Source organism: Methylotuvimicrobium sp. KM2 (assembly GCF_038051925.1).
Lineage (GTDB): Bacteria > Pseudomonadota > Gammaproteobacteria > Methylococcales > Methylomonadaceae > Methylotuvimicrobium.
The window spans coordinates 3,949,445-3,972,404 of the sequence record NZ_CP150634.1; the positions used below are offsets into that span (position 1 = coordinate 3,949,445).

Genomic DNA, 22,960 nt, shown 5'->3' on the forward strand with positions numbered 1-22,960 from the left:
TTTGCAGGCGATAGGCCATAGGTCTATTGATATTCTGTAGGTACGCATCGCGTACCTTGTTGGTGCCGATAACCCTATAAAAAGCATTATGTCCACGAAAATCACGAAAATATTTAATTAGTTATATTTTTCAAGTGACTCACCCTATGAGCGATTCAAGAGATTTATGTAACCGTATGACTACCTTCGTCTATTTCATACACTGACTGTCGAATTTAGGATAACTCGCAACCTCTACGAATTGGTACGCGATGCGTACTCTACGAAACTATTTTTATGTTTGCCGAATTTCATTAAGGCTGGGAAGACATTATGTATACAACAAGTCAAAACATTAGAAAAACGTTAAGTTTCGCACTAGGCCTATTGCTCGGATTTTTGGTTTCAACTCCCATTCAAGCCGCCTTAAACATTTCTCAAAATCCGTTGTTTTTGACACAATCGGCCAAACCGATCGTAATGCTAAACATTTCCAATGATCATCAACTATATATCAAAGCATACGACGACTATTCCGATTTAGATCACGACGGAATACCGGAGACTACCTACAAGCACAGCTTCGATTACTATGGATATTTCGATAGTTACAAGTGTTATAACTATTCCGGCGGTGTGTTTGTGCCGGCTTCCATCACGGCCACGAAATATTGTTCCGGAAATTGGAGCGGAAATTTTTTGAATTGGACCGCGATGACGCGTATCGATACGATCCGGAAAATCCTATACGGAGGATACCGATCCACAGACACCAACAGCAGTACCATTTTGGAGCGTTCTTATTTGCCTAACGATGCGCATAGTATCGCTAAATTTTATAATGGCGCCGACCTAAATCAATTAACTCCGCATTCACCTGCTGAAGGAATTACGCTCTGTAGTACCACTATTACTTCGACACAATATTCCCAGAATGTCACCGATCCGCCCAGAATTTTGGTGGCAAGAGGCGACTTTTCATTATGGGCGGCGGCCGAGCGTTGGCAGTGTCGCTGGCGAGAAGATAAAGATGCGCCGAATAATAATGCCCTGGCTACAACCGGAATGAATGCCGCCAATAATGCTCCCCGTCGCGATACTCACCGTTTAGGGGGGCAAGACTTTATTGCTCGGGTTGAAGTATGTAAATCGGGGCTGGTTGGCACTGAAAGCTGTAAGGATTACAACGGTTCTTTAAAACCGATCGGTTTACTGCAATCCTATGGTGATGAAGACAAAATACGATTTGGTTTACTGACAGGCTCTTATTCGAGTAACGTTTCTGGTGGTGTTTTACGTAAAAATGTCGGTAGCATGGCTGATGAAATTAACGTCGATACCGATGGTACTTTCAAGTCGGCGCCTGCTTCGGGCGGCATAATTAACACACTAAATCGATTCCGAATCTATGGCTATAGCCATAATGATGGTACTTACTTTGATGGCTCAGGTGGTGACGGCTGTAATTTTACAGTAGCCAATTTGACTAATGGCAGTTGCAGCAATTGGGGCAATCCACAATCGGAAATTTATTTGGAATCATTGCGCTATCTTGCAGGAAAATCAGCTTCCCCCGCATTTAATGCCAATGACTCAGGCCGTTTTTCAGGACTGGTGACTGCGACATGGTCCGATCCAATTCCAAGCGATGAATGGTGCTCCAAGCTTAATATTATACAATTCAATGCGAGCACTAATTCTTATGATGCGGATGAATTAGCAGGCGCCAGCGATATCGGAATCACCAATTTGAATACCATTACCAATACAATTGGCGATAATGAAGGGGTTAGCGGTAATAATTTTTTTGTCGGTAGAAATGGAACTGACAATAATGATTTATGTACATCTAAAGCCGTCAATCAGCTAAGTTCTGTAAGAGGAACATGCCCTGATGCGCCACGTCAGGAAGGGTCTTATCAAATTGCAGGGCTTGCCCATTACGCGAAAAATAACAGTATTCGTAATGATTTAGAAGGTGAGCAAAAAGTGAACACATACGGTGTCACTTTGGCCTCTGGATTGCCTAGAATTTTAGTGCCGGTACCCGGTAATACAGAACAAAAAATCACTATCTTACCAGCGTGCCAAAATACGCGTGAAAACAATAGCTGTTCTATTGTCGACTTCAAGATTATTGATCAACCTTCCACTGCCGGTGGTGTCACGACAGGGCGGGTATACATCAACTGGGAAACGGGAGAGCAAGGCGGCGACTATGACATGGATGTTCAAGGTATCTTGAATTACTCAGTTACAGCTACTCAAGCTACTGTAACGACAAATGTTTTCGCCGCATCAACTGGTGCGGCAATGGGGTTTGGTTACATTATCAATGGTACGACACAAGACGGTTATCACGCTCATTCAGGACATAATAACTATAATTACACCGACCCTACGGGAGTGTTGGGATGTAGCTCATGTGTTTCGACTAATAATGCAACCAGCGTGACTTACAACATTGGTACGGCAACCACGTCAAATTTAGAGTTACCACTTTGGTATACCGCAAAATGGGGCGGTTTCAACGACGCGAACGGTAATGGCTTGCCCGATTTGCAAGACGAATGGGACAAGGACGGCGATGGTATTCCCGATCGCTATTTTTTTGCTACCAATCCGAGCGAACTGGCCGAGTCATTGGGAAATGCGCTGGCCGACGTGATCGCTGCCAGCAGTTCTTCGGCAGCCGTTGCAACGAACTCGACTCGTCTAGATACCAATACCGTCGTCTATCAGGCTAAATTTAACAGTGTTGATTGGACCGGCCAACTTTTGGCCTACACGATTAACCCTAACGGCAGCATAGCCGAAAATCCAACTTGGGATGCCGGTCAACGAGTGACAACACAGGGCGCTGGCGGACGCTCGATATTTAGTTACAACCCAGATATAACGCCTCCAGGTATCTCATTTTTATATGACAATCTGAGCGCCGCGCAACAAGCCCATTTAAACGAAGCGCAAGTCAATTATTTGAAGGGCTTACAAAGTCAAGAGCAGCAAAACGACGGTGTTTTTCGTAATCGAACCGGCCCCAATGCGTTGCTAGGAGATTTGATCAATTCGGATCCTTGGTTTATTGGCAATATCAATTTCGGTTACTATTTGCTCCCCGGAACGGAGGGCAGTGATTATTCGAATTATCGGAATAGTGAGGCCTACAAAAATAGAACGCCATTGTTAGCGATCGGCAGTAATGGCGGTATGTTACATGTTTTTAACGCCAATGTAACAGGCACAGGTAATGGAAACGAAGTGTTCGCTTACGTTCCGCATACGCTGATACCCGATTTGGCGCAATTGACTTTGCCGGCTTACACGGCACCAAACGGGCATAGGTATTTTGTTGACGGTTCCCCGATCGCCGGCGATGCTTATTTCGATGCCGACAATAATGGCTCCAAGGAATGGCGTACTGTGCTGGTCGGTACCTTGGGTGCGGGCGGCAAAGGGGTTTTTGCTTTGGATACGACTTTCTTGAGTCCATCCGACAGCACTTACGAGACCGCCGAAGTCAATGAAAACGACGAGCCCGATTTTACGGGGAATCGAGTTCTATGGGAAATCAACTCCACCACGACCGGTTTTTCCGATCTCGGTTTTACCTTAGGCCAAGCCTCGATTGTCAGAATGGCCAACGGCGAGTTTGCTGCTGTTTTCGGCAACGGCTATAACAGCACGAACCATAAAGCAGTTTTGTATATCGTCAATATCAAAACCGGAGCTTTGATTAAGTCGCTCGATACTGTTGTCGGCAACGCCGGCAACCCAAACGGCCTCTCGACGCCTATCGCGATCGATGTAAATGGGGACCGTATAGTCGATGCGATTTATGCCGGCGATTTGCATGGCAATCTATGGAAATTTGATGTCAGTAACAGTAATCCGAATAATTGGGACTTCGGTTTTAAGTCGGGAAGTATGCCGTCTCCGCTTTTAGTTACGAAAGATGCCGGCGGCACTGTGCAATCGATAACCGCTAAACCTCAAGCCGGGTTGCATCCAAACGGCGGCGTGATGATCTATTTCGGCACCGGAAAATATTTTGAAGTGGGTGACAATTCAGTAGTCAATCCTCAAATGCAAACGTTTTATGGAGTAAGGGACTCATGTGTCAAAGCGGCGGGAGCTACCGGTAATTGCAACAATAATCCGGTTTCGGGACGTGCTGATTTGCAGCAGCAAGAAATCATCGTCGAAGGCGTTTTCGGTAATTTCGATGTTCGAGTGACCACGAAAAATGTCACTGATCTAACGGACTATCTAAGCACTAAAGAAGGGTGGTATATGGATTTGGCCTTTCCGTTAGACAGTCAAGTAGGAGAACGTGTCGTTAGTCAAGCCTTATTGCGGGCCGGTCGTATTATTTTCGTTACGATGATTCCTGAAGTGGGAAAATGTACTTTTGGCGGCACTAGCTGGTTGATGGAGCTGGATGCACTGACAGGAAACCGCCTCGATTCGACGCCGTTCGATATCAGCGGCGACGATAATATTAACTTAGACGACATGGTGACTTTGGTCGATACCAATGACGATGGACTAATCGATGGAGATGATGAGGCATTATCTGCCTCGGGTAAAAAATCGAAAGTCGGCATTATCAAATCGCCCGGCGTGGTAGGTGCCGGCGAAGTCGAGTATAAATACACCAGTGGTTCGGACAGTAATTTGGAAATGACCGTCGAATCGGTAGAAGGCGGTGCGGGAAGGCAATCCTGGCGTCAATTGCGTTAAACTCGCTACAGCCCGAGTTACGGTGGCTTTTGCCTTAACCGGCCTGAGCTGCTTTCGGCATCAATCGAATCTAAATTCTGAGAAAAAAGCTATGAAGAAATCCACAAAAGGCTTTACGCTGATCGAATTAATGATCACGGTTGCCGTGATCGGAATTTTGGCCGGCATCGCTTATCCTTCCTATCAAGATAGCATTAGAAAATCGCGCCGCGCAGATGCCAAAGGCGTATTGATGGGATTGGCGAATGCGATGGAGCGGCATTTTACCGAGACGAATAGCTATGTAGGTGCTGCGGGCACCGATGCAACCCCGGCAAACACCGGTGCCCCCAGGATTTACAGTATTCCGGCTCAGACCGCGAATTTTTATAATATAACCATTAGCGCTGCCACGGCAGATACTTTTACACTGCAAGCAGCACCGGCCGGAACCCATTCCGATCCTCGTTGCGGAACCTTATCGCTTACGCATACGGGCGCACGAGGCAAGACGGGAACCGGCACGGTGACGGAATGCTGGTAACAGTGGCGTTTTTTGCGGTTTCCACGGTCTTCCGCTCGTCGTTCCGCTGTTTCCTAAGCATCTGTACCCGCTGTTTCCCAAGCTCCAGCTTGGGAAACCCGTACGCGAAGCTCTAGCTTCGCGAAGCAAAAAACAGTTCCCATGATGGGTTTCCGCTTCGCTGCTACCCACCCTACCCCGCAGTTCATCCCGCATGGCCGCTCTTGCGTAGGGTAGAGACGGAAGCCTAAACCCCATAAGCGCCAACTTAAGCATCTAAGTTATTGATTAATAAGTGCTAACATCTAAAACTCGACTTTCAGTAATGAGCTCCAAAACGCGACCCGGCAAACTCTGAAGCTTTCTCTTGCGCGGACGTTCGCAGAGGCTTTTTATTTGGTCATCAATAAAGCGCTCATTTTTTGAAAAACAATTCGTGAGTCCTGCCTTGATCTCATTGGCGATCGTGCGCCATAAATGCCAATGGGTAATCGAACGATCGCCGGCCATCGTGGTGGCCGCTTGGCCGAAACGGCGTTGCGCGATTTTTTGGGTCACTGCGGCAAACAGTAACTTACCGTGCAAATATAAATCCGCCAGCTTGCTGTCTTTTCGGGCGCGTAGCCGGTCAATATCAAGCAAGCTTTTCAGGCGTTTTATGACCAGCTCCACTTGCCAGCGAACCCGGTAGAGCTCAGCGATTGATTTCGTGTCGAGCAGCGATTCGGGAATCGAGGTAAAAACCAATACCCAGCCGCTCAGCATCAAGGTCTTTTGGCTTGCCGTGCGGCCTTTCTTGCGCGCGTTTTGTTTCGCTTTGCGGCGTGCTTGCGCCGCCTGTTCCGGCGGTAACGGCATGGCATGCACCACGCCTTCGATACGTTTGTCTTGATGACACAGATAAACCGGTATCGCACCCGGCTGACCATTCAAATCGCGTATGCGCTGTTCCCAGTCGATTTTGACACCTTTCGGTTCGTTGCACCGTTCGTAAAGCGTCATGCTGTGCGGATTATAGCGCAGCACGACGTGGCCGCCGCGATCAATGAGCGGGACTAAAGACTTCGGTTGGTTGTAGCCTCGATCAACTAACGCGACATCACCTGCAGCCAACTGGTAATGATCCAAGCTTTCGCCGACTTTATCGGTCGTGACGTTGACCTCGCGAAGTGTCAAGCTCATCAAGTCGATCGCCACATGGAGGCGATACGTCGTTTCGTTCGCTCCCGGCTCTTGCACAGTCGAACCGTCAATCACAATGAAATTCAGCGCACCGTGATTGACCGCTTTATCCAACCCGAACACACTCTTCAGTAACGATTTAATCCACGACACGCAGGCCGCCAATCGCTTGATCACCGCCGTATCGCTCAAATAGCCTTGAAGCTTGGCGACTTCGCCGGCGCAGCTGCGCAACGACAAGTCCTGTCCGCAATACAACAGGACTAACTGCAATAACTGCAGCGGTGATCGGATTTTCCGCGCTCGTGCAAACGCCTGTAATTCATAGGCCCGCTCCTGAAAATCCGTTGGTAGCTCTTGCAAAAAGTCATCAAAAAGCGTATCTGTTAACTGTGGCTGCATCATAGGGATTTTCACTTTCGTCGGTAAAAATACTCTATGTTGTGGCCACATCTTGATTTTTCAACTGTGAATCAAGGCCTTGCGTCTTAAGTTGGCGCTTATGAGCCTAAACCCATCGTTTTGCGGGGTTCCCTTGATGTTTTTTACCCAAATAGGCGTAAAATAACCATTCCAAGAATCACTTGAATTTTAGCGTTATGACCGAATCCGCTCCGGACGAATACGATAGTCCTTGGAAAGAAGCCGTCGAGCGGTACTTTCCCGAATTCATGGCGTTTTATTTTGCGGATGCCGCGAATCTGATTGATTGGAATCAGGCCTATACGTTTTTAGATCAAGAATTACGCGCGGTCGTTCGGGATGCGACATTGGGGAAACGCTTCGTCGATAAATTGGTCCAAGTAACGTTGCTCGATGGCGATGAGCAATGGGTTTATATTCATGTCGAAGTGCAGGGGTCAAAACAAGCCCGTTTTGCCAAGCGCATGTTTACCTATAATTACCGGATTTTCGACCGTTATGATCGTCCCGTGGCAAGTTTGGCGGTGTTGGCGGACGAGCATCCCGGTTGGAAGCCCGATCGTTTCGGCTATAGCGTACTGGGCAGCGAGACTTCGATTCGGTTTCCGGTTGCCAAGATTACCGATTACCATGACCGCTTGGAAACATTATTGACTCTGCATAATCCATTTGCGATCGTGACGGCGGCCCATATTTTGACTCAGCAAACGCGAGGCGATGATCGTTTTCGCTTTCAGGCCAAATGGCGTCTGATACGCTTGCTTTATGAGCGGGGTTGGGACAAGCAGCGTGTCATTGATCTATTTCAGGTGATCGACTGGATGATGAGATTGCCGAAAGAGCTGGAATGGCAATTGTGGCAAAATATTCATGAACTCGAGGAGCATGGCAAAATGCAATATATATCAAGCGTGGAACGTATTGGCTTAGAAAAAGGCTTAGAAAAAGGCTTAGAAAAAGGCTTGGAAAAAGGCTTAGAAAAAGGCTTAGAAAAAGGCTTGGAAAAAGGAAGATTGGAAGCGGAGCAAAATACGCTACGGCGCCAAATTTCCCGCCGGTTCAAAACTTTACCCGCTTGGGCAGATGATCGAATTGCACAGGCAAGCCAAAGTGAATTAGAGCAATGGCTGGATAATATTATCGATGCGCCTACGATAGAAGCGGTGTTCGATTCCGATAATTTGACGCATTGATAGCTGGATTTCGTAACGCTTGGTGATAAATTTTCGATTGCGCAATTGAATCTAGCAACTTAGGGTTTGGCCGTAAATAACTTCCCTATTTTAAGGCATAGGTATCTACACAAGTACTTGCTCCTTTTCCCTTGAGTGGAGAAGGTTGGGATGAGGGGGATATAAGTGGTTGTTTTTACTCTCACCGCCGCAACCCTCTCCAACAGGAGAGGGTGCTAGAGCGGATTATAACTAATTGTATTTATTATATAAAAACTTGTGTAGATACTTATGATTTTAAGGAGGGTTCGGTTGCTCGATTGGCAGGTGTCGGCGGCAGGGCAGATTTTTGCTCCTGCAAAATCTGCATTCATGCCATCCATGGCAATCAGTCGCCGCCGTCAAGCCTACACGGACGTATTCACGGCGTCCTGCCAAGCGAGTGACCGAACCCTCAACAAGGCTCACAGTTCCAGGACCTTATTTATCACGAAATCCTTAGGATTTGATCGAATATAGATCAAAATTCGGCGCCGAATTTAGAATTATCGCAATTCAATATTGTCTGCAACCTTGATAAAACAAACCGATGAACAAACCCAAAGTTTTAATTACCCGTAAATGGCCCGCCTCGGTCGAAACCAAACTCAAAGAATTGTACGACGCCTCGCTCAACGAAGACGATCACCCCTTGTCACCCGACGAATTGAAATCGGCCTTGCAAAACTACGACGCCGTCTGCCCTTCGGTTTGCGACCCACTGCCCGCCGAGGTATTAAATACGCCTAACAAACGCTGCAAAATTCTCGGCAATTTCGGAGTCGGTTACAACCATATCGATATCGCAGCCGCTAAAGCGAACGGTCTCGTCGTCACGAATACACCGGGCGTGTTGACACAGAGCACCGCCGATATCGCAATGACTTTATTGCTGATGTCCGCACGTCGCGGAGCGGAGGGCGACCGCCTCGTCCGGGCCGGCAAATGGCACGGTTGGTGCCCGACGCACATGCTGAGCAGCGACGTGACCGGCGCAACGCTAGGTTTGATCGGCTTCGGTCGCATCGCGATCGCAACAGCACGCAAAGCCCATCATGGTTTCGGCATGAAAATCGTTTTTTTCAATCCGAGTACACCGGACCCATCCGTGATCGAAGAACTCCAAGCGACCCGTTGCGACTCGGTCGAGGACGTCATGAGAAACGCCGATTATATCTCTCTGCATTGCCCCGGCGGGCCCGGCACCCGACACCTGATCGACGACAAGATGATTCGCTTGATGAAACCGAGCGCTCATTTGATCAACACCGCGCGCGGCGATGTGGTCGATAGCAAGGCTTTAATCGAGGCATTACGAGATAAGAGAATCGCCGGCGCCGGTCTGGATGTCTATGAAGGCGAGCCGAATATCGACCCCGCATTTTTGACGCTTGAAAACGCCACGCTGTTGCCGCACCTAGGTAGCGCAACACTTAGTACACGCACCGCGATGGGAGAAAAAGTGTTGGCTAATTTGGCCGCGTTTTTCGAAGGACGGGAACCTGAAGACAGAGTGGCTTAACCCGGCTGCGGCTAAAGACTGCCGATATTCAGCCCCTCGCGGGACCGCTTACTCAATCTGCCCCCAACGTTTCGGTTTGCCCCGATTATCTCGGCGTCCTCGTTCCCACCGCTCCAGCGTGGGAATGCATACCGGTCTTGCCTCAGCAGCCAAGGTATGGATTCCCACGGAGGACCGCTTGCCGTTATATACATCTCTTGGAGATAATCTGTTGACCATCCAGCGCGATGGCAAAATCACGCAATCGCTGGAGCTTCGTAGGGTACACTGTGCCTACCATGGTGATCCTGCCAATATCAACCCAAGCCCTTATGGTTTGATCCTAGGTAGGGTTTCGATGCTTAGGTACGCGCAGCATATCCTACAATTTATGTATAACGATGAGCGGAGGACCGTGGGAACCAAAAAGCCACCGCATTAGAGCAAATGCTTAACCGCTTCGCGCTCTTCTTTCAACTCGGCTTCGGACTTGCGCATTTTTTCCCGGCTGAAATCACTAATTTCCAAACCTTGGACGATACTGATTTCTCCGTTTTTAACCTCAACCGGAAATGAATAAACCAAACCTTTTTCAATTCCGTAACTGCCGTCAGACGGAATTGCCATGCTGATCCAATTACCTTCGTCGGTCCCAAACACCCAGGTGCGCATCAAATTTAACGCGGCATTGGCCGCGGAAGCCGCGCTGGATCGTCCAACAGCTTGAATGACCACCGCTCCACGTTGTTGCACGGTTGGAATAAATTTGTCGACAAACCAATCCCAGTCTACCAGCGATAAAGCATCCTGCCCTTTGACTTTGGCATGATGAAGATCCGGATACTGCCCTGCCGAATGATTACCCCAAATGATAATATTTTTGATGTCGTTAGACAGTACACCGCATTTATCGGCAAGTTGAAAAGTCGCGCGCTTATGATCGAGCATCATCATCGCCGAAAAATTCTCCGGCCTTAAATCCGGTGCATTACTGATTGTTATCAACGCATTGGTATTGGCAGGATTACCCGTTACCAGCACTTTAACATTACGGCTGGCAACCTTGCTAAGGGCTTGACCCTGCACGGAAAATATCTGGGCATTGATTGCCAACAAGTCCTTGCGCTCCATCCCAGGCTTACGCGGACTCGCACCGATCAGAAATGCGTAATCGACATCTTTGAAAGCGACTTCGGGATCATCGGTCGTGACAATTTTATGCAGCAACGGATAGGCGCAATCGTTAAGCTCCATTACCACGCCATTCAATGCGCCTAATGCTAATGCCTGAGGCGTTTCCAACAAATGAAAAATCATTGGCTGATCGGGGCCTAATAGTTCTCCGCTAGCCAAGCGAAACAATAAGGAATAACTAATCTGTCCGGCGGCACCTGTAACGGCAATTTTAACTGGCGTTTTCATTTGTTTTCCTAATTATTTATTATTGTCTGGATGCGGAGTTCAAATGGCAAGCCTTTGAAACACAGCGAAAATAGCACTCACATGATGCAATTATGCCGGCCCTACTGGCAACGTCAAACTGAATGTTAACGAATAACCGCCCCCCCTGCAAGCCTGTAGAAATCGCCCCGGAGCAATGGAGAGGCAGCGTATTCGTAAATAAGGTATACTCTGCCGTTTGTAATTATTCACACCCCTCTATCGTTCCCACTCTCCAGCGCTGGAACGAATACTGAGACGCTCTAGCGTCTCGTACCGCTGGAGCGGTACTCAGGCATTCCCACGCAGAGCATGGGAACGATAATTGATGGGGGACTGAATAGTTACTGCTGTTTTGTATACGCTAATCGTTATCGCCATTATCGATCTTACGTGACCCATGAAAAAACTGTTATTCCAATTCGACACCGATCCGCGCCCTTCAGCTTTCGATACGATTGTCGCTTATGACGGCGGCGCCGACCATGTCATCGGGCATGGCGGGTTAACACCCGACACTATCGCACCCTTGGTCGAAGGCACGATTTTCACGAGAGCCCCTAAAGACAAAAAAAATACCGCCATTTTTGTCGGCGGCAGCGACATGCTGGCCGGCCAACAATTATTTGCGGCCGTACAAAAACATTTTTTTCCCGGCTTTCAAGTCTCGATCATGCTCGATAGCAACGGCAGCAATACTACCGCCGCCGCCGGCGTGGCGAAACTGGCATCAAACAGTAACCTAAGCGGCAAAAAAGCGGTTGTTTTGGCAGGTACCGGCCCGGTCGGTCAACGCGTTGCAGTCATGCTGGCTCAAGAAGGCTGCAAAGTCTCGTTAACTTCTAGGGAAATGATACGCGCGGAACACGCCTGCCAAACAATGCGTGAACGTTTCGGTGTCGAACTGACGCCTATCGAAGCCGTCGATCAAGACGCGCGCGGCAGAGCAATTGAAAACGCTCAAATCGTATTTGCGGCAGGCGCGGCAGGCGTCGAATTGCTCAAAGCCGAACATTGGCAAAATAATGATCGACTCGAATTATTGGCCGATGCTAATGCCACCCCCCCGATCGGTATCGGCGGCATCGATATGATGGATAAAGGCAACGAACGTCACGGTAAAGTCGTCTGGGGAGCCATCGGTTTCGGCGCATTCAAACTCGCTTTACACCGTGCCTGCATCGCCAAACTGTTCGAAACTAATACGCTAGTGCTGGATGCCGAACAAATTTTCGCATTCGCCAAGGAAATGGCTTAAACGCCCCTTGCACCGTTGAAACACATGAGCCGACCCGCCACTCAAAAAGCGCTCAGAAAACAGGCCGCAAGACTATTCCAAGCCGGCATCGATGCCGCCGATCCGTACCTTGCGGTTCGACGCAGCCTATCCTCGGATGGGCTTCGACTTGAAATCGCCCTGTCGCCGCACGACAATGCGCCGAAACGCACGGGACATTGGCCGAAGATTCATGTGATCGCGTTCGGCAAAGCCGCATGCAACATGGCAAAAGCCGCTCGAGACATTATTCCGGAGTCGCTATTGGCCGGCGACTGCATCATCGTTACCAATTACGAGAATGCCGCCCAGATTCCCGGCTTTAAAGTCATCGGCGCCGGTCACCCAATTCCCGACGAAGCAGGGCGGCAAGGCGCCCGGCAAATCGCCGACAGAATCACCAACGCTCAATTGGGCGAGTTGGCGCTAGTATTAATTAGCGGTGGCGGATCTGCCCTCCTACCCTATCCGCAACCTCCGATAACGCTCGAAGAAAAAGCGCAAACGACTGCATTACTGCTAGCTTGCGGCGCGACAATCAACCAAGTCAACTGTGTGCGTAAGCATATTTCCATGATTAAAGGAGGGGGACTGGCGCGCTTCGCGGCTCCGGCCGACCTGCACGCATTGATTCTTTCCGACGTACTGGGCGACGACCTAAGCGCTATCGCAAGCGGGCCGACCGTTCCGGACGACACATGCTTCGACGACGCTGTCGCTATTTTGCGCGAGAAGGGTATTTGGGAAAAGATTCCGGATTCGGTCAAATACGTTTTACAACAAGGCACCGCCGGCAATATCCCGGAAACGCCTAAAACCGGCGACGAGCTTTTCAATAACGCCGGACACACGCTGATTGGCAGCAATACGATCAGCTTGAAAGCCTTAGTCAAGGCTGCATCGCAACTGGATTACGATGTTCGAGTCTATTCGGAACATCTTAGCGGCGAAGCGAAAGACGAAGCCTTCAAGTTGGCTTTTTACGCGAAATCCCTACTCGATAGCGGCTTAGACAAACCCATCGCGCTTCTGGCAGGCGGCGAAACCACGGTAACGTTAACAGGACAAGGCCTTGGCGGTCGCAATCAAGAAATGGGGCTGGCCTTTGCCTTGGCAGCCGAACGATTAGAATTGCCCGGTAATTGGGCATTTTTGAGCGGCGGCACCGACGGCCGCGACGGCCCGACCGATGCGGCCGGCTCGCTGATTGATCCACAATCGCTCTCGCGTATGCGCGCTGCCGGAATCGACCCGAGCGCAAGACTGCAAGATAATGACTCATACCACGCGCTTCAGGCCTCAAACGATTTACTGATGACCGGCGCGACCGGCACCAATGTTGCCGATTTACAAGTATTGTTGCTCCGGCCTTAGCTTCAATTAGTACTGTGAAAGCTCGTGAAATTAGACTCTTTATCTAATTTTTCGATAGTCGAAGCTCGGTAGAAAAAATGCCGGTGCCGAAGAGGGTGCGGTTGCTCGATCGACAGACGTCGGCGGCAGGGAGCCGCCGTCGAGCCTACATGGACGTATTCACGGCGTTCTGTCGGGCGAGTGACCGTACCCTAACCCACCCCTAGCACTTTCATTTGCCGGGGTGGTGATAGCTTCTTCATGATCGTTACTCTATACTCACCGAAAATCACTGACGGCATTTTGACCTTCTCCTCTCGGGATCGCCGATAAAAACCGTTGTTGAAATGCAAAATAAAATAATTTTTTAGGAGATATTGATGTTTACTAAATCGCAAACGATTGCAGGTTACGATAATGAGTTGTTTCAGGCACTGGAAGAAGAGCGCCGCCGTCAGGAAGACCATATAGAACTGATCGCCTCGGAAAACTACACCAGTCCGCGCGTCATGGAAGCCCAAGGCACGCTACTGACCAATAAATACGCGGAAGGCTATCCCGGCAAACGCTATTACGGCGGTTGCGAATATGTCGATAAGGTCGAGCAACTCGCAATCGATCGCGCCAAAGAACTATTCGGCGCCGATTATGCGAATGTACAAGCCCATTCCGGATCACAGGCCAATATGGCGGTATTCATGGCATTGATACAGCCGGGCGATACGATACTGGGCCTAAGCCTAGCCGACGGCGGCCATTTAACGCACGGCGCCAAACCGAATTTCTCCGGCAAAATCTACAATGCGGTGCAATACGGACTACACCCGGATACGGGCCTGATCGATTACGACCAAGTCGAAGCCTTAGCGATCGAACACAAACCCAAAATCCTCGTCGCCGGCTTCTCGGCCTATTCGCGCATCTGGGACTGGCAACGCTTCCGCGAAATCGCCGATAAAGTCGGCGCCTACTTACTTGTCGATATGGCCCATGTCGCCGGATTAGTCGCGGCCGGTTTATACCCGAATCCGGTGCCAATCGCTGACGTCGTCACCAGCACGACGCACAAATCGCTACGCGGACCGCGCGGCGGATTGATTCTGTGTAAAAGCAATCCGGAAATCGAAAAAAAATTCGACTCCAGTATCTTTCCCGGCATCCAAGGCGGCCCTGCTATGCATATCATCGCCGCAAAAGCGGTCGCATTCAAGGAAGCGATGGAAACCGAATTCAAGACCTATCAGCAGCAAGTCATCAACAATGCCAAGGCGATGGCCGAAGTCTTCATCGATCGCGGTTTCGATGTCGTTTCCGGCGGAACCGACAATCATTTGATGCTGGTTTCATTGATCCCGAAAGGCATTACCGGCAAGGCCGCCGATGCGGCGCTGGGACGTGCGCATATCACGGTCAATAAAAACGCCGTACCGAACGACCCCGAGTCGCCGTTCGTGACCAGCGGCATCCGTGTCGGCACACCGGCCCCGACCACGCGCGGCTTCAAAGAAGCGCAAATGACCGAAATCGCGCATTTGATGTGCGACGTGATGGAAAACATCGATAACGAATCGGTTATTTCGGCGGTACGCGACAAAGTCGCCATCTTATGCTCGCGCTTTCCGGTTTATGGCTAATAGAGGACACATTAAAAACAGGAAAACATTCATGTCAGACATAGCAATCGCCCAACAAGCCCAAATGCGGCCGATTATCGACCTGGCCGGAGAAAAATTCGGCATTCCGGCCGAGCATTTAGATCCATACGGTCACTATAAGGCCAAATTATCGCTCGAATACGTCAATAACTTGACCGACCGCGAAGACGGCAAATTGATTCTTGTCACCGCGATCAGTCCGACTCCGGCCGGCGAAGGAAAGACCACCACCACGGTAGGCTTGGGCGATGCGATCAACCGGCTCGGTAATTCGGCGATCATGTGTCTGCGCGAACCGTCGCTCGGTCCTTGTTTCGGCGTCAAAGGCGGCGCGGCCGGCGGCGGCTACTCGCAAGTCGTGCCGATGGAAGACATTAATCTACATTTCACCGGCGACTTTCATGCGATCGGCGTCGCGCATAACTTGCTGTCGGCATTGATCGACAACCATATCAATCACGGTAACGCGCTCGACATCGATTCGCGCCGAATTCAATGGAAACGCGTCGTCGACATGAACGACCGAGCGTTGCGCAAGATCACTGTCGGCATGGGCGGTCCCGCGAACGGCTATCTGCGCGAAGACGGATACGACATCGTCGTCGCATCCGAAATCATGGCGATTTTGTGCTTGGCGACAAGCCGTATCGACCTGAAAGAACGCCTCGGCCGAATCGTCATCGGTTACAAGTCCGACCGAGTCACGCCGGTTTATGCGAGCGATCTCAATGCGCAAGGGGCAATGGCCGCATTATTGAAAGAAGCCATCAAGCCGAATCTGGTTCAGACGCTAGAAAACAATATCGCGATCATTCACGGCGGCCCGTTCGCAAATATCGCCCACGGTTGCAACACCGTCACCGCGACGAAAACCGCATTGAAACTGGCCGATTATGTCGTCACCGAAGCCGGTTTCGGTGCCGACCTAGGCGCCGAGAAGTTTCTCGACATCAAATGCCGCATGTCCGGTCTGAAACCGTCGGCAGTCGTATTGGTCGCAACGGTACGCGCGTTGAAATTCCACGGCGGGGTCGCGAAAGAGGAGTTGAACCAAGAAAACATCGACGCTCTGCAAAAAGGTTTCACCAACCTGGAGCGCCATCTCGACAATATCCAACGTCATTACGGCTTGCCTTGCGTAATCTGCATCAATCATTTCACCTTCGACACCGACGCCGAAATCGCGTTGCTCAAGGATAAATGCGAGGCGCTCGGCGCGAAATGCGTCGTCTCGAAACATTGGGCGCAAGGCGGCGCCGGCGCGGAAGAATTGGCGCAAGAAGTGCTCGCCGTCGTCGACAACCGCGAGCCGGGATTCACTTACGTCTATGACGAAGAGCTTCCACTGTGGGACAAGATCGAAACGATAGCGACCAAATTGTATGGTGCGATCGGCATCAGCGCGTCGCCGAAAGTCAAATCCGAAATCAATGCGTTACAGCAAAATTACGGCAAGTTCCCGGTCTGCATGGCCAAGACGCAAATGTCGTTTTCGACCAATCCGAACGAGAGAGGCGCGCCTTCCGGACACACGATCGAAATTAGCGAAGTCAAACTTGCCAACGGCGCGGGCTTCATCGTCGCGATCGCCGGCGACATGATGACCATGCCGGGTTTGCCGAAAATCCCGGCCGCCGAACGCATCGACATCACCGACGACGGCGTGATTACCGGGTTGTTTTAATTTGAATGGTCAGGCGCATGACGCACCCCCCCTCATACGCCTGCGTACACATTCTCAAGCAAGCTTTAACCCTAGAAAAAGCATTACACCATGAAGAATAAGGAGTTAATTCAATAACTTCTTATACGTTTGTATAGAACTTGCACTCACCCAAGAGGTTAACCCAGAAAAATATGCTGTTACCCAAGCTCCTGCTTGGGAAAGAGCGTGATGCGCATGGGTTTTCCTCGTTCCCACCGCTCATGCGTGGGAATGCATACCGATCTTGTCTCGGCAACTAAGGTATGGGTTCCCACGGAGGACCGTGGGAACCAGAAAAATATGCTGTTACCCAAGCTCCAGCTTGGGTAACCTGTTCAGGAAGCTCTAGCTTCCCGATAATCAAGAAAGATTGAGCTAGAAAGCCGGGGTGATTGAGAATGTGCGACGGTTGTTTCGGTCTCAGGAAGCTGGAGCTTCCGGGGTGTGTTTCCCAAGCCGGAAAGACTGTGAAAGTATTTAATATTATCAAATAACCATGAAGAACATGAAGTAACATAAATGACTAGATCTTTGATTCTATAGACTTTTTCTTCATTCCCTTCATGTTCTTCATGGTGAATAACTTATTTTTTGATGTATTCGCCAATACTTTCATGGTCTCCGGAGCATGGGAAAGAGAGTAATACGGGGCCTCGGGAGAGCCGCCTACTCCGCTTTAGCAGCCAAGAACGCCAGCATGTCCTCGTTATGCACGCGCTGATAAATGACTTCGACCGGCAGCGTCAAATCGATCGCCTCGAAAGTCACATCGTCTCCCAGATAATAATGTTTCGAAACCCATTCTTCGGACCGTCTCAGCACTTCGACCTCGACATAATCTTGCTCGATCATCACATATTCTTGCAGAGTCGGTAGCTTCAAGTAATTGGCCAGTTTGACGGTCTTGTCGTTGCGGCGCGTCGTCTTCGACAACACTTCGACAATGATGATAGGCGTTTCGGTATAGTAGGGCTGCGACTCGTCGAAATGACATTCGACGATCACATCGGGATAAAAAAAATTCGAACCGACTCTGACCTTCACATCCGAACCGAACGGCTCGCAGGGAAGGTTTTTTAAATGACTCCTAAACTCTGAATACACATTGCCGGCAATACGATCATGATTTCCGCTCGTCCCGACCATCGCATAGACGGCGCCATCAATCAATTCATGCTTGGTTTCGGCAATCAACTCGCCGTCCAAATAATCCTCGACACTGATCGAATAATCCGGCTTCTTTGCAATGATACTCATAAACATTCCTCATTATTCACGCTGTAACAGCTCCAAAATCTCCTCGGTTTTTTGCCGCATCAACGCAATATCCCCACGCGATTCGACATTGAGCCGGACGACCGGCTCGGTGTTCGAGAATCGCAGATTAAAACGCCAATTGTCGAACTCCAGGCTGATCCCATCGGTTTTATCGACGACAAGCGCATCGCCTTCATAAGCCGCCCTAACCCGCGCGATCGCGCCGACCGGATCGGTCAGTTTCGAGTTGATCTCGCCGGACGACGGATACGCTGCGATACGCTGCGCGACCGCTTCGGAAGGGCGGATTTTTTTGACGCACAACAACTCCGCGACCAACAGCCACGGAATCATGCCGCTATCGCAATAAGCGAAATCGCGAAAATAATGATGCGCGCTCATCTCTCCCCCGTATACGGCATCTTCGAGGCGCATGCGTTCCTTGATGAAGGCATGGCCGGTCTTCGACAACACTGGAATGCCGCCCGCCGCGGTCACGACATCGACCGTATTCCAAGTCAATCGAGGGTCGTGAATGATCTTCGCGCCGGGGTTTTTCTGTAGAAAAGCTTCGGCCAACAGCCCGACGATGTAATACCCCTCGATGAACTGCCCCTTTTCATCGAACAAAAAACAGCGATCGAAATCGCCATCCCAAGCGATACCGATATCGGCCCCGTATTCGATGACGGCATTCGCGGTATCGGCGCGGCATTCGGGCAAGAGCGGATTCGGAATGCCGTTCGGAAAACGACCGTCCGGTTCGTGATGAATCTTGACGAACTCGACCGGCGCACCGGCGGCTTTGAAGCGATCTTCCAAAGCATCGACCACATGCCCGGCCGCGCCGTTGCCGGCATTGACGACCAATTTGATCGGCGTCAAATTCTGCAAATCGATATAAGTCATCAAATGATCGACATAGCCCGACAGTATAGAGCGGCGGATCATTGAGCCTTTCTTGACGACCGGCCCAAAATCATTTTGCTCGGCCAGATGCTGTATTTCCTTCAGGCCGGAATCGCCGCTGATCGGCTTTGCGTGCTCGCGCACCAACTTCATACCGTTGTAATCCATCGGGTTGTGACTAGCGGTCACCTCTATCGCTCCTTGTACTTTCAGCGCCTGCGCCGCGTAATAGATCTCTTCGGTGCCGGTCATGCCGATGTCGATCACATCGACGCCGGCGTCCATCAAGCCTTCGGCCAATGCAGCCTTGAGCGATTCGGAAGTCAGCCGCACGTCGCCGCCGACCGCAATCGTCTTGGCCTTCAGGTATTCGCCGCAGGCGCGACCGATTCGATAGGCAATGTCTTCATTGAGCTCTGTACCCAGTTGACCGCGTATGTCGTAAGCTTTGAAACAAGTGAGTTTTTCCATGATGATTTGATTGGCTGATTTATATTAAGGTTTTGGTCATAAATAACTTCCCAGCTTTATGAAGGAGTCGGTTGCGCGCTTGACAGGTGTCGGCGGCAGGGAGCCGTCGTCAAGCTTACACGGATGTATTTACGGCGTCCTGTCAAGCGAGTAACCGCCCCCTCGACAAAGCTCATAACTCCAGGAAGCTATTTATCGCGAAATCCTAAAGTGAATACGCCAGGCGCGGCATACGCCATTGTTATCGACCCAGCGCGAAGTCTTCAAAAACCGAAGAAGGCGGACTATCGATAAAAATTGTTTCTATCAATGCTTCGGTCAAGGCTACATTCAAAATGACTTCCTCATAAAGCCAGTAAAACCAACCGTCGCGATGCACGCGATAACGCCAATTATATCGGCATTGCAGCCAATTGCCGTCTGTCGGTTTTCCGAGCCGCTGCAGCGGGCGATTTTGATTCGGCGTACCCAAATAAAATGCACTGCCATCATTCGGATTCAACAATAAGCGGTCGCAAATCAAAGACTCATCAAAGAGCGAACAATCGATTTTTCTATATTCATCGCCGCCATGAACGTCCAGTAACAAACGCTGCCGCCCCATATCGATAGCTTTCGGTGAAACGACAGGATAGCGGTCCGGCATCGCGGTCCGTTCCAGATAATCCGTCTCGCTTAACCGGCTCTTATCCCACTGCTTGATGACGATCTGTACAATATACGAAGTAATTATTCAGCCCCTACATTTAAAATAAGCTGGAAATCCACCACCCCCATGCCCATCAAGCTAAAAACAGCCAACCCACATCCACTCTTTCCCAAGTTTCTATACCCGTCGTAGATCAAAATTCGGCGCATGGGTGTCCGTTAAAGGACGCCGTGAATACGTCCATGTAAGCTCTAGCCAGCTCCATGCTGGCAAAGCCTTTATGAGCGCCATGGATGGCGTGAATGTCGATTTTGCAGGAGCAAAAATCGGCCGAACACCCAGGCGCCTCCTCTGGCACTGCCGAAATTTGAAGTGCGAAAGATATATAAAGCATGTAGCCCGTATGCAGCGTAGCGGAATACGGGAATGGCATGGCTCCGAGCTTCCCGGATGAAGCTTAGCGTAATCCGGGCTACGCTAGTTATCCCACTGCTTGATGACGGCCTGTACAATATATGACGATTTCATTCCCCGGTTTCATCATGACCTAATTCGCAGCCTTCACTGTAGAAATATAATGACGGAAGAAAAGGCAGAATATCGATCGTCAGCGTGGTTTTTTGTTGAAAATCATTGATCGCGCCCTCGATCGTATCCACGAATTGCAATTCGAATTCATTAAGCATGTTTTGCTGACTGGTTGGGCTATCGGGAAATATCGAATCGCCACCAAGATAGATACCTTTGACCGTTTCTTGCAAGGCCATCGCAGAGATCGCTTCTATTTCACGTTCAAAATCGCCGAAAATACGCGCGCCTTCCTTTATTTTGATCCGCTCCACATCGTCGGTATCGGCATAAAGTAAAAACAGCCCTTCCACGCCTTCCCGCTCGTTTTTGCAGACACCGCCTTCCATGACTCTAACCAAACGCAACTCCCGGCCTCCTTTGACATGCGTCGGCGAAGGAACCTCTTCGGACACATCCATCGGATCGGCTTGATAAACAGTAAACGCTTCAATTTCCTCATCCACCGTATCTCGGACCGGTTCGGCCGTACATGCCGCCAAGCTAGCGGACACAATCATCATGGCAGCAAGTACTTTTGGGTTCATCGATCACTCCGAATTAACTTAAATATATAACTATAGCTTACCCTCATGCTCAAGCTTCGCCAATTCCCGCCGATAAAATAATTAACATTCCCGATCTTTAAGGATAGAGCGATGAAAATCGAACAATCCAATATCCAGCTAAACGCACAACAGACATCAATTAAACAGCACTCTGTGCAAGAATCCCTGAACTTTTGGGTCGGCAATCGGCGTCCGGATAGCCTAAGTTCACAAACTCAAACGGCATTCAATCCCACTTTAGCCGACCGGGTAACGCTCAGCGCTGAAGGTAAAGCCGCCGCCGAAACTCAACAAGCCGAAATCGATCCGGAAAAAGCGCTCGAACACGAACCGCGCTATCAAATCATTAAACGTATGATAGAGGCATTGACCGGCAAGGAGATCCGGCTTAACCGCTTGGAAGCCTTCGAAGCAAAGCGATCGTTTGAGCCTGGGGCCGCAGCCCCTGCCGACGCACCTAGTGCCGATCGTCCAGCCGGATTCGGCTTGGAATATGAGCGCCGAGAAACTTATTACGAAGCCGAGCACAGCACATTTTCGGCCAAGGGACTCATCAAAACGACAGACGGCAAAGAAATCGCTTTCGATCTTAACCTGGTCATGAGCCGCGAATATTACGAAGATAATTCGGTCAATCTTCGCATGGGCGACGCCGTTATGAAAGATCCTTTGGTGATCAATTTCGAAGCGGAAGCCGCAAAGTTGACCGACATGAAATTCAGTTTCGACCTGTCATCGAACGGCAGCGCCGAACAAATTTCATTCGTCGGTCACGGTAGCGGCTTTTTAGCGCTCGACCGAAATAGCGACGGCATCATCAACAATGGCAGTGAATTGTTCGGGCCGGCAACCGGTAACGGTTTTGCCGAACTGGCCGCGCACGACCTGGACGGCAACCAATGGATAGATGAAAACGACGCGGTTTATGAGCAATTGCGCATTTGGACCAAGGATAGCAAAGGCAACGACAAGCTTCACACCTTAGCCGAAAAAAATATCGGCGCGATTTATCTGGGCAATACCGAAACCCCCTTCGAGCTTAAAAATGCTCAAAACCGCCTCGACGGACGGGTTTTAACATCAAGTATTTACCTTAGCGAAACCCGCCATGTCGGCACTGTTCAACAAATCGACTTAGCAGTTTGAAACCTGCCGAAAGTTGAAATGCGAAAGGTATAATCCTAGAAAAAGCATTTCACCATGAAGATCATGAAGAATAGGAAGTTAATTCAATAGCTTATTACGCGTTTGTATAGAACTTTCACTCACCAAAAAGGTTAGCGAGAAGGATTTGGTAAGTTCTTGGAATCCTTCATGAACTTCATGTGCTTCATGGTTATACTGCCGAATTCAGGATAATTCGAAAACCTCTGCGGCTTAAATCGAACGACAAGCATACATGATCGACCAGTAGCACCGTAGCCATTATTGGCTAAAGCTGGATTTAGACTGGCGTAAGTATGAAATATCACACCGAAATCAATTAATGCCAATTCGGGCGCGGAAATTGCATTGCTGTTGATACAGCAGTTGTATGACGATTTGTCGCATGCCGAAATGATCGAAAA

15 protein-coding genes are annotated in these 22,960 nt (G+C 49.9%); 9 read left to right on the forward strand and 6 right to left on the reverse strand.

The window, feature by feature from the left end; translation table 11 throughout:
- The first annotated feature begins 312 nt into the window (after positions 1-312).
- Together WJM45_RS16570 and WJM45_RS16575 are read left to right on the forward strand one after the other, a co-directional pair.
- Positions 313-4,722, forward strand: a complete 4,410-nt coding sequence (locus WJM45_RS16570) for a PilC/PilY family type IV pilus protein (RefSeq protein WP_341326168.1) — start codon at positions 313-315, stop codon at positions 4,720-4,722.
- Between the two features lie 91 nt (positions 4,723-4,813).
- Positions 4,814-5,245, forward strand: a complete 432-nt coding sequence (locus WJM45_RS16575; RefSeq protein WP_341326169.1) for a type IV pilin protein — start codon at positions 4,814-4,816, stop codon at positions 5,243-5,245.
- Positions 5,246-5,512: 267 nt separating this feature from the next.
- Here the strand turns inward: WJM45_RS16575 and WJM45_RS16580 are convergent, their stop codons facing one another.
- On the reverse strand, positions 5,513-6,811 hold the full coding sequence (locus WJM45_RS16580; protein WP_341325160.1) for a transposase: 1,299 nt from the start codon (positions 6,809-6,811) through the stop codon (positions 5,513-5,515).
- Positions 6,812-7,005: 194 nt separating this feature from the next.
- Here WJM45_RS16580 and WJM45_RS16585 point away from each other — a divergent pair, with 194 nt between their 5' ends.
- Together WJM45_RS16585 and WJM45_RS16590 are read left to right on the forward strand one after the other, a co-directional pair.
- Positions 7,006-8,022: a cytosolic protein gene (locus WJM45_RS16585; RefSeq protein WP_341326170.1), complete on the forward strand. Its 1,017-nt coding sequence runs from the start codon at positions 7,006-7,008 to the stop codon at positions 8,020-8,022.
- A gap of 568 nt (positions 8,023-8,590) precedes the next feature.
- The gene (locus tag WJM45_RS16590) at positions 8,591-9,562 is read left to right on the forward strand and encodes a D-glycerate dehydrogenase (protein WP_341326171.1); all 972 of its coding nucleotides are present in this window, start codon (positions 8,591-8,593) and stop codon (positions 9,560-9,562) included.
- 417 nt (positions 9,563-9,979) lie between these two features.
- Here the strand turns inward: WJM45_RS16590 and WJM45_RS16595 are convergent, their stop codons facing one another.
- The gene (locus WJM45_RS16595; protein WP_341326172.1) at positions 9,980-10,963 is read right to left on the reverse strand and encodes a malate dehydrogenase; all 984 of its coding nucleotides are present in this window, start codon (positions 10,961-10,963) and stop codon (positions 9,980-9,982) included.
- A gap of 418 nt (positions 10,964-11,381) precedes the next feature.
- On the opposite strand from WJM45_RS16595, the gene WJM45_RS16600 reads away from it, so the two are divergent.
- From WJM45_RS16600 to WJM45_RS16615, 4 genes are all read left to right on the forward strand, one after another.
- Positions 11,382-12,239: an NADP-dependent methylenetetrahydromethanopterin/methylenetetrahydrofolate dehydrogenase gene (locus WJM45_RS16600; protein ID WP_341326173.1), complete on the forward strand. Its 858-nt coding sequence runs from the start codon at positions 11,382-11,384 to the stop codon at positions 12,237-12,239.
- Positions 12,240-12,263: 24 nt separating this feature from the next.
- Positions 12,264-13,631 (forward strand): glycerate kinase, encoded by a 1,368-nt coding sequence (locus WJM45_RS16605; RefSeq protein WP_341326174.1) that lies wholly within the window; start codon positions 12,264-12,266, stop codon positions 13,629-13,631.
- Positions 13,632-13,990: 359 nt separating this feature from the next.
- The gene (gene glyA / locus WJM45_RS16610) at positions 13,991-15,244 is read left to right on the forward strand and encodes a serine hydroxymethyltransferase (protein ID WP_341326175.1); all 1,254 of its coding nucleotides are present in this window, start codon (positions 13,991-13,993) and stop codon (positions 15,242-15,244) included.
- A gap of 31 nt (positions 15,245-15,275) precedes the next feature.
- Complete coding sequence (locus WJM45_RS16615; protein ID WP_341326176.1) at positions 15,276-16,949, forward strand: formate--tetrahydrofolate ligase; 1,674 nt, start codon at positions 15,276-15,278, stop codon at positions 16,947-16,949.
- A gap of 687 nt (positions 16,950-17,636) precedes the next feature.
- Here the strand turns inward: WJM45_RS16615 and WJM45_RS16620 are convergent.
- From WJM45_RS16620 to WJM45_RS16635, 4 genes are all read right to left on the reverse strand, one after another.
- The gene (locus tag WJM45_RS16620) at positions 17,637-18,227 is read right to left on the reverse strand and encodes a Uma2 family endonuclease (RefSeq protein ID WP_341326177.1); all 591 of its coding nucleotides are present in this window, start codon (positions 18,225-18,227) and stop codon (positions 17,637-17,639) included.
- Positions 18,228-18,239: 12 nt separating this feature from the next.
- Positions 18,240-19,607, reverse strand: a complete 1,368-nt coding sequence (gene cpsG / locus WJM45_RS16625) for a phosphomannomutase CpsG (protein WP_341326178.1) — start codon at positions 19,605-19,607, stop codon at positions 18,240-18,242.
- Positions 19,608-19,848: 241 nt separating this feature from the next.
- Positions 19,849-20,253, reverse strand: coding sequence for a hypothetical protein (locus tag WJM45_RS16630; RefSeq protein ID WP_341326179.1), 405 nt, complete (start codon positions 20,251-20,253; stop codon positions 19,849-19,851).
- A 527-nt stretch (positions 20,254-20,780) separates the two neighbouring features.
- Positions 20,781-21,371, reverse strand: coding sequence for a hypothetical protein (locus WJM45_RS16635; RefSeq protein ID WP_341326180.1), 591 nt, complete (start codon positions 21,369-21,371; stop codon positions 20,781-20,783).
- A 111-nt stretch (positions 21,372-21,482) separates the two neighbouring features.
- Between WJM45_RS16635 and WJM45_RS16640 the strand changes: the two genes are divergently transcribed.
- Positions 21,483-22,538: a hypothetical protein gene (locus WJM45_RS16640; RefSeq protein ID WP_341326181.1), complete on the forward strand. Its 1,056-nt coding sequence runs from the start codon at positions 21,483-21,485 to the stop codon at positions 22,536-22,538.
- The last annotated feature ends 422 nt before the right edge of the window (positions 22,539-22,960 follow it).